The organism is Oryzihumus sp., assembly GCF_036391795.1.
GTDB lineage: Bacteria > Actinomycetota > Actinomycetes > Actinomycetales > Dermatophilaceae > Oryzihumus.
This window is the reverse complement of the sequence record NZ_DASVZH010000283.1, coordinates 1-12,669: the sequence shown is the minus strand read 5'-3', so window position 1 is coordinate 12,669 and position 12,669 is coordinate 1. Positions and strand designations below refer to the sequence as shown.

The 12,669-nt window shown below is 69.9% G+C and carries 16 protein-coding genes; 9 read left to right on the top strand and 7 right to left on the bottom strand.

Translation table 11 applies throughout. The features are described from left to right. Both VF825_RS17490 and VF825_RS17485 read right to left on the bottom strand, forming a co-directional pair. On the bottom strand, window positions 1–264 hold a 264-nt coding region (locus tag VF825_RS17490), incomplete at its 3' end, for a hypothetical protein (RefSeq protein WP_331115738.1). Window positions 265–389: 125 nt separating this feature from the next. Continuing rightward, entirely contained in the window at window positions 390–797 is a 408-nt protein-coding gene (locus tag VF825_RS17485) for an ankyrin repeat domain-containing protein (protein WP_331115736.1), read from the bottom strand. Window positions 798–926: 129 nt separating this feature from the next. Here VF825_RS17485 and VF825_RS17480 point away from each other — a divergent pair, with 129 nt between their 5' ends. Next, window positions 927–1,376, top strand: a complete 450-nt coding sequence (locus VF825_RS17480) for a group II truncated hemoglobin (RefSeq protein ID WP_331115734.1) — start codon at window positions 927–929, stop codon at window positions 1,374–1,376. Between the two features lie 81 nt (window positions 1,377–1,457). Here VF825_RS17480 and dapA read toward each other — a convergent pair whose 3' ends face one another. The 3 genes from dapA to VF825_RS17465 form a co-directional block, all read right to left on the bottom strand. Further along, window positions 1,458–2,351: a 4-hydroxy-tetrahydrodipicolinate synthase gene (gene dapA / locus VF825_RS17475; RefSeq protein WP_331115732.1), complete on the bottom strand. Its 894-nt coding sequence runs from the start codon at window positions 2,349–2,351 to the stop codon at window positions 1,458–1,460. 370 nt (window positions 2,352–2,721) lie between these two features. Continuing rightward, the gene (locus VF825_RS17470; protein ID WP_331115729.1) at window positions 2,722–2,973 is read right to left on the bottom strand and encodes a hypothetical protein; all 252 of its coding nucleotides are present in this window, start codon (window positions 2,971–2,973) and stop codon (window positions 2,722–2,724) included. Window positions 2,974–3,249: 276 nt separating this feature from the next. Next, window positions 3,250–3,957, bottom strand: a complete 708-nt coding sequence (locus VF825_RS17465; protein ID WP_331115727.1) for an SDR family NAD(P)-dependent oxidoreductase — start codon at window positions 3,955–3,957, stop codon at window positions 3,250–3,252. Window positions 3,958–4,060: 103 nt separating this feature from the next. Here VF825_RS17465 and VF825_RS17460 point away from each other — a divergent pair, with 103 nt between their 5' ends. Together VF825_RS17460 and VF825_RS17455 are read left to right on the top strand one after the other, a co-directional pair. After that, entirely contained in the window at window positions 4,061–4,900 is an 840-nt protein-coding gene (locus tag VF825_RS17460) for a helix-turn-helix transcriptional regulator (protein WP_331115725.1), read from the top strand. A gap of 267 nt (window positions 4,901–5,167) precedes the next feature. Beyond that, the gene (locus VF825_RS17455) at window positions 5,168–5,530 is read left to right on the top strand and encodes a YciI family protein (protein ID WP_331115723.1); all 363 of its coding nucleotides are present in this window, start codon (window positions 5,168–5,170) and stop codon (window positions 5,528–5,530) included. Window positions 5,531–5,683: 153 nt separating this feature from the next. Here VF825_RS17455 and VF825_RS17450 read toward each other — a convergent pair whose 3' ends face one another. Then, complete coding sequence (locus VF825_RS17450) at window positions 5,684–6,169, bottom strand: DUF2199 domain-containing protein (RefSeq protein WP_331115721.1); 486 nt, start codon at window positions 6,167–6,169, stop codon at window positions 5,684–5,686. Between the two features lie 138 nt (window positions 6,170–6,307). After that, complete coding sequence (locus VF825_RS17445) at window positions 6,308–6,553, bottom strand: hypothetical protein (protein ID WP_331115719.1); 246 nt, start codon at window positions 6,551–6,553, stop codon at window positions 6,308–6,310. Window positions 6,554–6,766: 213 nt separating this feature from the next. Here VF825_RS17445 and VF825_RS17440 point away from each other — a divergent pair, with 213 nt between their 5' ends. The 6 genes from VF825_RS17440 to VF825_RS17415 all read left to right on the top strand — a co-directional run. After that, entirely contained in the window at window positions 6,767–7,687 is a 921-nt protein-coding gene (locus tag VF825_RS17440; RefSeq protein ID WP_331115717.1) for an SPFH domain-containing protein, read from the top strand. Between the two features lie 11 nt (window positions 7,688–7,698). After that, window positions 7,699–7,899, top strand: coding sequence for a hypothetical protein (locus VF825_RS17435; protein WP_331115715.1), 201 nt, complete (start codon window positions 7,699–7,701; stop codon window positions 7,897–7,899). Window positions 7,900–8,089: 190 nt separating this feature from the next. Then, entirely contained in the window at window positions 8,090–8,344 is a 255-nt protein-coding gene (locus VF825_RS17430; protein WP_331115713.1) for a hypothetical protein, read from the top strand. A gap of 13 nt (window positions 8,345–8,357) precedes the next feature. Further along, window positions 8,358–8,774, top strand: a complete 417-nt coding sequence (locus VF825_RS17425; protein WP_331115711.1) for a hypothetical protein — start codon at window positions 8,358–8,360, stop codon at window positions 8,772–8,774. A 50-nt stretch (window positions 8,775–8,824) separates the two neighbouring features. Then, on the top strand, window positions 8,825–11,329 hold the full coding sequence (locus VF825_RS17420) for an ATP-binding protein (protein ID WP_331115709.1): 2,505 nt from the start codon (window positions 8,825–8,827) through the stop codon (window positions 11,327–11,329). Next, the coding region (locus tag VF825_RS17415) for a hypothetical protein (protein ID WP_331115707.1) at window positions 11,329–12,669 on the top strand (1,341 nt) is incomplete at its 3' end. The genes VF825_RS17420 and VF825_RS17415, both read left to right, overlap by 1 nt.

Below are 12,669 nucleotides of genomic sequence, written 5' to 3'. Positions count from 1 at the left end.
CCCCGGCCTGCCGTCGCAGGAGCCCCAGAGGGGGGCCGCCTCGGTGCGCTGCTCGACGTCGGCACCGGCCGGGAGCGCAGCGGCCACCTGCCGCAGGGCCTGCAGGCGCAGTCCGCCCGGGTCGCCGCCGGCGCGGCCGCCCCGGGAGGCCGCCACGACCCATGGGGTGGCCATCGCCAGGGTTGCAGCCACGGCGAGGACCAGCCAGAGCCGGCGGCGTGGTGTGGTCGGCGCAGCCAGTACGTCCCCCCGGACCTCGGTCATGGGGCCATGGTGCCCGAGGAAGCGGCCCGGCGTCCGGCAGCTGCCGGGTTCGGGCGAGCCATGTCCGTCTAGGCTGCTGCCGTGGCGAGCAGGAGCCGGCCACCCGCGATACCCGGCCGTCCGACTCAGCCGCGCGCCGTGCCCTGGGCGAAGAGCGCGGTGAGCTTGTCGGCGCCGAGGCGCTCGGCCAGCTCCCGGGGCGTCACTCCGACGTGGTTCGGCGCGTCCGGGTCAGCCCCCGCAGCCAGGAGGACCGCCACGGCTGCGATCTCCCCGCGGGCGTGGAAGACCGCCCACGACAGCGGCGTGTTGCCCCAGTCGTCCCGGGGGTCCACGTGCGCTCCCGCGTGCAGGAGCAGGGAGATCACCGCCGCGCAGCGCGCCTGAGCGGCGAAGTGCAGCGCCGTGAACCCCTGGGCGTTGGCGATGCCCGGGTCGAGCCCGTCGTCGAGGAGCCGCCGGACCGCGCACACGTCGCAGGCAAGGGCGGCATGAATCAAGTCGCCCAAGCGCAGGTGCGCCTTCCCCGGCATACGCTCAGCATGCGCGCGGGCCGCCACCCCACCGCAGGGTCTTGACGAGATCTTGGAAGTCGGCCAACCGCGGTCCGGGGCGGGGTCGCGGGACTGTCGCGGAGCGCCGGGAGCCGCCATCCTTGGGCAATGGGGAGCGTGTACGACGCGGCGGGTGGCGACGAGGGGCTGCTCCGCCTGGCCGAGGCCTGGCACGCGCGCGTCCTCGCTGACGAGGTGGTCAGCCACGCGTTCAGCCACGGCCTCCACCCGGAGCACAGCGCACGTCTCGCCGCCTACTGGGGCGAGGCGCTCGGCGGCCCGCCGGCCTACTCCCAAAGGCATGGCGACGAGACCTCCGTGGTGCGGATGCACAGCGGCAACGGGCCGCACGCCGAGATGGACGCACGGGCGATCGCCTGCTTCGACCAGGCGATGACCGACGTCGGACTGGCCGACGGCGATCGGATCCGGGCGGTGCTGCACGACTACTTCGCCTGGGCGACCACGACGACGATGTCCCGCTACCACCGGTCCCCCGACGACGTGCCTGACGGGCTGCCTATCCCGCGCTGGTCCTGGCAGGGCCTGCAGCCCTGACCTCCCGCCGAAGGGAGGTCACGCGGCCCGCTCGGGTGGCCGGTCGTCATCCGGACCGTGCGCCATACACAGCGCGACGAGTCAGGCGAGCAGTCCGGCGGCGAGCAGCCCATCGCGCAGCGCCGTGACCTCGTCCTCGTCGAGGGCCTCGAGCGGCCCCCGCACGCGGCGGTTGTCGAGGACCCCGAGCAGCTCGAGGGCCGCTTTCGCAGTCGTCGCACCGTAGTTGGGCACCCCCATGATGGCGTCGAAAGCAGGAGTGAGGGCGCAGTGCAGCCTCAGGGCCTCGGCGTGGTCGCCAGCCACGAAGGCGTCGATGAGGGCGCGCAGCTCGGCTCCGGCCACGTGCCCGACGACGCTGACCAGGCCGACGGCGCCGTAGGCGAGGTAGCCCAACGTCAGCGCCTCGTCGCCGGAGTAGACGGCATACCCGAGGTCGGTGAGCCGGGCTGACCCGGCGGGGTCCCCGGTCGCGTCCTTCACCGCCACGATCGTGTCGATCTCTCGGGCGGCCCGGTAGGTGGCGAGGTCGATGCGGGTGCCGGTGCGCCCGGGCACGTCGTAGAGCATCACGGGGACGTCGGTGGCGGCCGAGACGGCACGGAAGTGGTGGAGGACGCCCGACGGGCTCGGCCGGTTGTAGTACGGCGTCACCAGCAGCAGCCCGTCGACGCCGACCTTGGCGGCTTGCTCGGCGAGCTCGACGGAGTGCGCAGTGCTGTTGGTGCCGACGCCGGCGATGACGAACGCGCGGCCGCCGACGGCGTCCGTGACGGCGGCCAGCAGGTCGCCGTTCTCACCGAGCGTCGTGGTGGGCGACTCGCCCGTGGTCCCGGAGACGACGACGCCGTCGCTGCCGTGGTCGACCAGGTATGCCGCGAGCCGCGCCGCCGCCTCCAGGTCGACACCACCGGACGCGCCAAAGGGGGTCGCCATCGCCGTCAGGAGGCTGCCGAACGGGGGCTTGGGGGTCATCGCGTCAATGTAGCGGCGCAGGCTCCCGCTGTTGGTGCAACAGCCGACCTCCTGCACGGGACCGACCCGTCATACCGGTTCGGACTGCAGCCCCTCATCCTCGCGGCGCCAGACCTCCCGCTGGACCTCGCGGTGCCGGCCGGCTTCGGGGGTGAGCTCGGGGGTGGCGGTGCCCGCCGGCGCCTGACATGCGGACACAGCCACGGCGGCGACCCAGTCCCGCCACGCAGGGGAGGTTCGCCGGCGGAGCCTGGGCCGGATTGACAGTTTTTGGACAAGTCGCTGCACAGAGGCACGCGGGGGGACGTCCCCACACCATGCCCACCCGGTCCCGAGAACGGGTCGGCAGACTCCGCCCCGACATCTCGGGCTAGGGCTCGACCAGCATGACCAGGGTGTCGGGGCGGACCCCATCGGACTTCATGGCCTCGGCGGCGGCATCCGTCTGGAGGAACTTCTGGAAGGTGTCCACGTCCGTGAGCTCCACGATGAGCCCGACCCGGTTGGTCTTCGCGGGGTCGACGAAGGTTCGCGCGGTCATGCCGAGCGGCCCGAACACCTCTTCCCGCTTCGTTGACCGGAGCCAGTGGTCGACGTCGTCAACTTCGTGGAATACCAGCATTGTCGTCATGGTCGCCTCGCCTCCCGGAGGTCCGTCATGCGCTGATCAGCGCTCCGCTCGTGACGCTAGTTCGGCCCCTTCTCCCGGCACTCGGCCAACGGGCGTACCGGGGTCCACCCCGCCATCCGGTCGTGGGCGTACGGGGAGTCACGCCCAGGACAGGCTCAGTGAGCCCGGATGTGCCACGTCTGCCCTCCGCACTCACGGGTCAGCCGGTCCATTAGCTGCCCAGAGGCATCTTGTGCGTCGGTGTCCAGCCGCGCCGCTCGTCCCTCTTCACCACGGGATCGGGCCGTGGGCGTCGAAGAAGCCTCCGGTCGGCCCGTCCGGTCCCACCTGTGCCATGCGGACGATGATCTCGGCCCCTTGCTCGACGGTCTGGATTCCGTTGTGGTGGTTCAGGTCCGTGGCGGTGTAACCGGGTTCAACAGCGTTGATCCGGATGTTCGGGAAGGCCTTGGCGTACTGGACGGTGACCATGTTGACCGCGGCCTTTGACGCCGGGTAGGCGACGCCGGGGTAGGCGTAGGTCGGTGTCTCCGGGATGGTGACGTGAGCCAGGGACGCCAGACCGCTGCTGACGTTGACCACGACGGGGGCGGGCGAGGCCTGCAGCAACGGCAGGAAGGCGTGGGTCACCCGCACGACACCGAAGGTGTTGGTCTCGAACAGGGCGTGCATCAGGTCGGCGGTGGTCTCGGCGGCGCTGGTGATGCCGCCACCTGGGGTGCGCCCCTCGATGCCGGCGTTGTTGATCAGGACATCGAGTCCGCCCTGGTCCTCGACGGTCTTGGCGGCTGCGGCCACGGACTCGTCGTCGGTAACGTCCAGCAGGACGAGCCGGGCGCCCAGCTCGTCGGCGGCCCGCCGCCCGCGTTCGGCGTCCCTGCAGCCGATGTACACGGTGTGTCCTGCGGCGATGAGTCGGCGCGCGGCCGCGAAGCCCAAGCCTTTGTTCGCTCCGGTGATCAGGGTTGTCGTCATGGCCCCGACCCTCCGCCTGGGCGAAGTGGTCAGCCAGCCGCCTTCTCTTCCTGGGACTGGGGGTACCAGCCAGCAGCCGACGGCACGGGTGACACTGGTGGGGATGGCGACGACAGAACTTGGCCGGGCGTTGCGCCGGTGGCGCGACCGGGTCACCCCTCAGTCCGCGGGGCTGGCTGAGGGAGGGCAGCGGCGCGCGCCCGGGCTGCGCCGCGAGGAGCTGGCACTCCTGGCGGGGGTCTCCGTGGACTACGTCACCCGGCTCGAGCAGGGGCGCGCCTCCCACCCGTCCCCACAGGTCATCGAGGCTCTCGCCCGGGCGCTGCGGCTGTCGGCAACAGAACGCGCGCACCTGTTTCGGCTGGCTGGCCTGCTGCCACCGGGCTCGGAGTCGGTTCCCGCCTACCTCACGGCGAGCGTCCAGCGCCTGCTGGACCGGCTGACCGGAACGCCGGTCGCGGTTCACGACGCCTCCTGGACGTTGCTGGTCGCGAACGCGCCGTACGCCGCCTTGATGGGCGATCCGTCCGGCTGGCGCGGACACGAGCGCAACGCCGTATGGCGGCAGTTCGTCGGCCCGGCCTCCCGAGCTCGCTACACGCCCGAGTCCCGGCACACCCTGGACACAGCTCTGGTGGCCGACCTTCGCGCAGCCTCCAGCCGCTACCCGGCCGACCAACGACTGCAGCGACTCGTTGCCGACGTGCGGGCCCACAGCGACCGGTTCGCCGACCTGTGGGACTCCGGAGTGGTCGGTCGCCACGAGGCCGCGCGCAAAGTCATCGACCACCCGCAGGTCGGCCCCGTGGCACTCGATTGCGACGTGCTCACCGTCGCCGGCAGCGACCTGCGCATCATGGTCTACACCGCCGAGCCCGACACCGAGGACGCCCAGCGCCTGGCCCTACTCACCGTGCTCGGCACGCAGGCACTGGTCGGCTGACCACAAGCACGGTCGAGGAGCCACAGCGTCGTCGGTGCCACACAACTCACCGGGCGTCCGTAGCATCCAGAGGGGGCGGCCACGAACGGCCGCCACCACGGTTACCTGGCCGGAGCATCCGTGCAGCGCTGAGTGGCACGCCGGACCGCTGTCGGCGGGGGTCGGGTGAAGATTTCGGCCGGTAGCTTGTCGGACCCCGGGAGAGACGTTCGTAGTAGGGGTGAAGAGGCCGTCGGAAGAAGGCCTCCCAGACGAGGGAGAGATGAGATGCCCAAATACCTGATCTCGTTCGAGAAGGGCGCGATGGACCACATCCCCGAGGAGGACATCCCCGAGACGGGCAAGGCCGCCCACGCTGTGTGCCAGGAGGCCAAGGATGCCGGCGTGTTCGTCTTCGCCGGCGGGCTGAGCTACGAGGACGGCGACGTGGAGCACGCCGTGGTGGCAACCGACGGGATGGTCACCGACGGCCCGTACCTGGAGAGCAAGGAGCTCATCGGCGGCGTGGCGATCGTCGATGTACCCACCCGCGAGGCGGCGCTGGAGTGGGCCGCGAAGTTCGCGGTCGCCTGCCGGTGCGCGCAAGATGTCCGCAAGTTCATGGACGACCCAGACGCGATCACGGCCTGAGCGAGGGATTCCTCGCCCGGCTGGACATGTCCGTCGTACACAACGCGACGATGGATTCCGCACCCGTCACCGGCGCCAACCGTGCGTCGCGCGATCCGTCGGTGGCTTGGCTCGAGGACATCATGTGCCCAAGCTGTGCCCACTGATCTAGAGCTATGGCAGTGCCGAAAGTACCGGACCGTGATCCCATTCCCGGGTCAGGACTTCGTGGAGTTCGACGCTGGCACTCGATGTGCAGTAGGGCGTCTGGTCGGGATCACGCACACTGAGGTTGACCGGCTGACCCAAGAGGCCCCAGGGCTCGACGACGTTGGCGATGTGGCCAGCCAGCTGCAGTTCCTTGTACTCCGGTTCCCACCACACAGTGAAGGCTCTCTTGAGGTCTTCGGGGTGCACGCCGACCCAGATTCCGTAGGTGAGGGTGTGGCCCTCGGCCAGGTGCACGGGCAGGAGAGCGCGCAGAAATGCGCCCACGTTGGGGACCATCATCATGACCGCTGCCGCGGGGTCGGGGTTGGTGGTCCACGTGCCAGCAGTGCTCTCCCGGTCGGGAGCGTGAAGGACCGGCTCCGGCAGGCGAAAACGAACGTGCCTGTCGTGGTCGTTCGTCTCGTGCCCGCAGATCGCGCATGACCCCACGAACCGAACCCTGTCACATGGCCTTCATGGGGCGGGAGGAGTTGGCCTGAGGAGCTGGTGCCCACAACCCGCGGAGACCACAAGCCCCGGTCCCGCCGTCGCCAGCGCTTGAGAGGGCGGCCGGAGCGGTAGACACGGCTACTCGAAGTCCACGGTTTCGAAGGGTGGGCCGGACTGCTTGTCGTCGATGAGCCAAACCTTGCGCTGGAGGAGGTTCTGCAGGACTAGGGCAAGGTCGTGCCGTTGTTCGACGGTCAGGTCGTTCTCGGCGAGGACGAAGATGCGCTCGTCTCCTGAGGTCACTGGCAGGGTTCGGAGCGGCTCCAGATAGCCGGCGAGGCGGAACGCGGCCCGGGCTGAGGCGGCCTGGCCGACGTTGAACATGTTGGAAGGGTAGCGACCGGCTGTCGCGTGAGAGCGTCTGGTTGATCTCGACGGGCGTCTTTCGCTGGCCCGGGAGGCCCGGGGAGCCCGGGGAGCTCGTAGCGGTGGGGTGTGCGAGGACCAGGGCAAGGCGCCGCCCGCAGCGCGGCGTGTCATTGGCAGGCGGTCTGAAGAGTGCTATCCCGGTGATAGCACTCTTCAGAGGAGGCTCTCATGAGCGACACCGAGCAGCCGACCCCCAGACCCGTCCCCCGCGCAGAGCCCGTCGGGCACCAAGGGGCCCGGGTCGACATCACGCAGCGACCAGCCCTCGCGATCACCGGCTGGGCCGGCGTCGTCGTGCTGATCGCGTTGGGTTGGTGGTCCTACTCCGCGGTGAAGGCCTCGTCCGGCTGGACCTGGCTGCCGATCCTGATGTTCGTGTTGGTCGCCACCTCGCTCGTGGTGGTGGCGCCCGGACAGAGCTACGTGGTCCAGTTCTTCGGCACGTACGTCGGCACCGTCCGCAAGCCCGGCTTCTGGTGGGTGCTGCCGCTGACCATTCGACGCCGGGTCAGCATCCGGGTCCGCAACTTCGAGACCAACAGGTTGAAGGTCAACGACTCCGACGGAAACCCCGTCGACATTGCCGCGATCGTGGTGTGGCAGGTCGCCGACACGGCGCGGTCGTCGTACGCCGTCGACAACTACGAGAACTTCGTCTCGGTGCAGGCAGAGTCCGCGCTGCGCCACGTCGCCAACACCCACCCCTACGACAACGCCGAGGAAACGGGCGCCTCGCTGCGCGGCGCGACCGATGTGGTCGCCGCCGAGCTCGCCCACGAGGTAGCCGAACGGGTCTCCATCGCCGGCGTGGAGATCGTCGAGGTCCGGATCTCCCACCTCGCCTACGCCCAGGAGATCGCCCAGGCGATGCTTCGCCGCCAGCAGGCCAACGCCGTGGTCGCCGCCCGCAGTCGCATCGTCGAGGGTGCCGTCGGCATGGTCGAGATGGCCCTCAACCGGCTCAGCGAAGGCCAGGTCGTCGACCTTGACGAGGAACGCAAGGCGAGCATGGTCAGCAACCTGATGGTCGTGCTGTGCGGTGACCAGCCGCCAACTCCGGTGGTCAACACCGGATCGCTCTACAGCTGAGAGGGCAAGCCTTGAGCGAACGACGGCAGGTGCTGCTGCGGGTCGACCCGGCGGTCCACGACGCCCTCATCCGCTGGGCCGACGACGAGTTCCGCAGCCTCAACGCCCACGTGGAGATGCTGCTCCGACGCGCCCTCACCGACGCAGGCCGGATGCCGAGCAAGGCCGGCCCCATCAGAAAGCGTGGCCGGCCACGCACCCGCGGCTCCTGATCGGCCAGCGCCGCGGAGGCCAACATCTGCGGCCGACGCCCCGCGACAAGGGAGTCCAAGACCCCGGCTGGCTCTCTGGGTCAGCGAATAGACAAGCATTACCAATCACACGCATCTGTTCGACAACGCATGTGAGCGGGGTTACGTTGAGTCCCGAGAGATCCGGACACATGCCTCGTTAGGGGACAAAATGGCCGCTCTACATGCCACTCTCGCGACCGCTGCCAGCACGGGCGGCCTCCAGAACTGGATCAAGTCCAACGTCATCCCGCTGCTGATCCTCGTCATCGCAGTCATGCTCTTCGTCGTCGCACAGCGAGGCGACAACGCCCGCGCCATGAAGGTCGTCGCCGGCGTGATCATCGCCCTCGCGGTCCTTGGCCTCGCGACGGGTGGCCATGCCGAGAACATGGGCCAGTGGCTCGCCGGCCTGGTGACGGGCTGACAGGGCCGGGCTCATGCGGCTGCCAGTCGATGACGAGATCTACAACGTCAACGCGGTCTGGCTAGGCCCGCCTCGCAAGACCCTCCCCTGGCGGGCACGCTACGTCGCCTACGCCGTCGGCCTCGTCGTGTTCGTCCTGCTCCAAGTCATCGAGCGACGACTCGGTATTGGCCTCGGCTTCTTCTCCCTCGCCTACAGCGTCCTCGCCACCGTCGGCCTGACCCGCCTCATCCTCAACGTGGTCGACCACGACCGTCCGCTCAGCTCGGTGCTCGCGGCCTTCGCGCACGAGATTGAAGCGCCCCGCGAGCAGACCAAGATCACCGAGCGCACCATCCGCCCGGCTCGCGTGCGAGCAGTCCCCTTTCGCGTGAGCCGGGCCCAACGTCGCGCCGCGCGTCGACGCCAGGCGCAGCCTCAGGAGGCGTAATGGGCTCCACCTCCGGCCTCGCCCTACGGCGGATCAGCGGCCATTGCACCGTGACAGCCGACAAGATCCACGCCTGGTACCTGCTCGACCCCCAAGGCTGGTCCTTCCGGCCTGACTCGGTGCGCGAGCAACTCATCATCGATGGCGCGGACACCTACGCCCAACTGGTCAAACGTAACCTCCACATCCGGGTGACCACCCGCCCCTATCCCGTCAGCAACTGGGCCGCCGCCCACGACGCCAACGCCCCGGCCCCCCTGCCGGCGTGGCGCGACTACCTCATGCGCGACCAGCGGCACCTGGCCGGCCGGTCCATGGCCGACAAGGAGGTCTACGTCGGCGTGGAGATCCCGGCTCGCAAGGGCCTCTATCAGGCGCTCGGTGGACTGGCTGGGTCCATCTCCGACCGTGAGGTCGCCGCCCTCTCCGCCCGGATCCGCGAGACCGACGAGATCATGTCCTCGCCAGGGATGGACGGTTCGCCTGCGACGCCCCGCCAGTTGGAGTGGCTGCTGCACCGCTCCTGTTCGTTGGGTCTCCCTGCCCCGTTGACGCTCGGCGCCGTCGACGACGGCCACTGGGAGAGCGAGGATCTCGGCGAGTTCACCGACCACGTGCGCTGGACCGCCATCCCCTACGGCCGCACCATCCGCGTTGTCGGTGAGAACGGCACGCAGCGCCTCGAGCGGCACGTCTGCGTCCTGTCCGTCGGCCGCATGACCGACTTGGAGATCCCGGCCGGCGTCCCGTGGATGCAGCGCACCGACCAGCTCGGCTTCCCCGTTGAGTGGTCCGGGCGAGTCGAGGTCGAGGACTCGGCCAAGGTAGGGGCAGCGATGCGGCGCTCGATCCAGAAGATCCGCGCCCAGAAGGACCACTACGAGCTCGAGCATGCCGAGCCGGCCCCTGGCGCGTTGGACCGGCAGGCCGACAGGGCCCTGGCCGTCGAGGACGAGATCTCCATGGGCCTGTCCGGGCTGAGCACCCGCACGCGCGGCTGGTTCCGCCTCGCTGTCTCCGCGCCGACAGAGGAGGAGGCCCTTGAGCGCGCCTCAGCGGTGCGCAAGCTGTTCGCCCCGCAGATCACCATCGCCCGGCCGGCCGACCAGTACGCCGTGGCGCGCGAGTTCATCCCGGGCGAGCGGCTCGGCAGCACGGCATACCGGCGACGTATGCCGGTCACCACCTTGGCCGCGGCCGTTCCCGCTGCGACGGCCAAGGTCGGCGACCGAATCGGCATCCACCTGGGCGAGACGTCCGGGACGTCCTCCCGGGTGGTCACCTGGGAGCCGTGGGAGATGACCGAGCGTGGCGAGGAGTCCGGGCTGGCCGTGCTGTGCGCCGGACTGGGCGGCGGCAAGTCCACGGCCGGCGGCAACGTCATCTACCGGTCGCTGCTGCAAGGTGTGCCATGGACGGTGCTGGACCCCTCCGGCCGGCTGACGGCACTGTGCCGGATGCCGGAACTGGCGGAGTACTCCCGCTCCGTTGACCTGCTCGACGCCCCGGCGGGCGTGCTGTGCACCTACCGTGTCATCGCCGAACCGCGCCGTGAGCACTACGCCTCCGACCTGGACTGGCGCACGGCGCAGGACAACGCAGCCGACACCCGCCGCCTACTCACTTCCAGCGTGCTGCGCTCGATGCTCCCGCGTCAGATGCAGGACCATGTGCTCACCGAGGTCGCCCTGATGCGCGCCGTCGGCAAGGTCCGGGCCACCAACACCGCGTCGACCATGGACGTGGTCGAGGAGCTGGCCGCGCTCGACGGCGACCCCGAGCTGAAGCGCCACTCCGGCTACCTGGCCGACTTCCTGCGCGAGGCCGCCAAGACCAGCCACGGGCGGTTGATCTTCCCCGCCGGGTACCACCACGACTACGCGCACGACGAGCCACTGCTCACCGTCTACAGCCTGCGAGGGCTCGCATTGCCGGACGAGAACACCCCGTACTCCGACGATCTCGATGAACGACTGAGCATGTGCGTGCTCTACCTGGCGGCCTGGCTGACCCAGCGCGGCATGTACTTCGGCGACGTCCACGCCCGCAAAGGCATCTTCATCGACGAAGCCTGGGCGCTGTCCACGTTCAGCACCGGGCGCCGCTTCATCGACCGCGCCTCCCGCGACAGCCGCAAGCACAACACCCGCGTGCTCCTCGCGAGCCAGAACCCCTCCGACCTGCTCGACCTCGGGCTGGCCAACCTCATCTCGGCGGCGTTCATCGGCCGCCTGACCGACGAGGGCGCCCAGCGGGACGCGCTGCGATTCCTACCCAGCGTGCGCGAGGGCGTGGGCTACGAAGCCATCTTCGGCACCCTGTCCCGGCCTTCCAGGGAGGGGCGACGAGGGGCCCGCGAGTTCATCTTCAGCGACGGCACCGGCGGCATCGAACGCATCCGCATGGACATGTCCGCGCACCCCGGCCTGCTCGAGGCGCTGAGCACCACGGCCGACCCAGAGAAGGCGCGCAACCGGCTGGGGCGGCACCGCAATGACGGCGCCGTGGGCGCACCGACGGTCCCGGTGGGCCAGCTCGAGGAAGAGAGCGCCTGATGCGCTCCCGCCGCGTCGCCCTGGTGCTCGCCGCGGCTGCGCTGGCCATGGTGTTTGGGATCGCCGCGGCGTCCACCGCGCAGGCGCGCCCCAGCATTCCCGGCATTCCCGACTGCAAGGACGCGCCGACGGCGCAGATGCCCGGTGACGGCGTCACGGGCTTCCTCGATGTTCCGCCCCACCCCCTCCCCGCGCCCGGTGACCCGTGGGCCGCTCACCCGACCACCAGCGTCTACGAGCAGTACGGCTACGCCGGACTGACCTGGCACACCTATGACCTGGGCTGCGGCGGCGACGTGCGCGACATGGGCGCAGCCAGCGACACCATGCTCGGCAACGCCGCCCTGTCAGTCGCCAACTGGGGCACCGCAGCCACGAACGGACTGCACAACAAGATCGCCCATCCCGGCGACTCCATGGCCCCGCTGGACGATGTCGTCGGCACGGTCACCACCCGCGTGCACGATGCCATCTGGTCGCCCTGGGGTGGTGCCGCGCTGCTGGGCGTCGTCGTGCTGCTGCTCTTCTACTCCGCGCACGGCCGGCTCTCCGATGTCACCCGAGCCGCCGCGTGGGCGATCCTCGTCATCACCGTGATGGCCGGCCTTGCGCAGTACCCCGCGCGGGTCTCCAGCTTCTTCGACCAGACCATCACGGCAAGCATCGCCGGCGTCAACGGCGCCAGCTCGGGCCTCGCCTCGCTGCCGCCCACCTCAGACCCCGCTCGCGCGCAGGGTTCCCTTCTGGTCGACCGGATCCTGTATGACGCGTGGCTGCGCGGCGAGCTCGGTTCCAGCGACTCTTCGGCCGCGAAGCGCTGGGGACCGGCTCTGTTCAAGGCCAGCGCCTACACCTGGACAGAAGCCAAGGAGGCCAAGTCCAGCCCGGACACGGCCAAAGAGCTCGCTGACGCCAAGGCTGCCGCGTGGAAAGACACCGCCCAGCAGATCCAGGACCAGGACCCCACCACGTACGCGACCCTGCAAGGCAAGGCCGGCGGTCGTCTGGGGACCGGGCTGATGACCGTCTTCGGTGCCACCTTCACCGGCCTGTTCCGACTCGTCAGCGACCTGTTCACCTTCGCGGGCCTGGCGATGCTGCGGCTGCTGGTGATGCTCTTCCCCGCCGTCGCCGTCCTCGGCGTCCTGGCCCCGCTGAGTGGCATCGTCCGACGCGTCGCGAACATCGGCGGAGCGTCTGTCGTCAACGTCATCGCCTTCGCAGCAGCGTCATCGGTGCACACCACGGTGATCTCGGCGATCCTGTCGCGCGCACGGCTCGGCGGCATGAACGTGCTGGCCCTGGTCCTGTGCCTCGTCGTCACGATCGTCGCTTTCGTG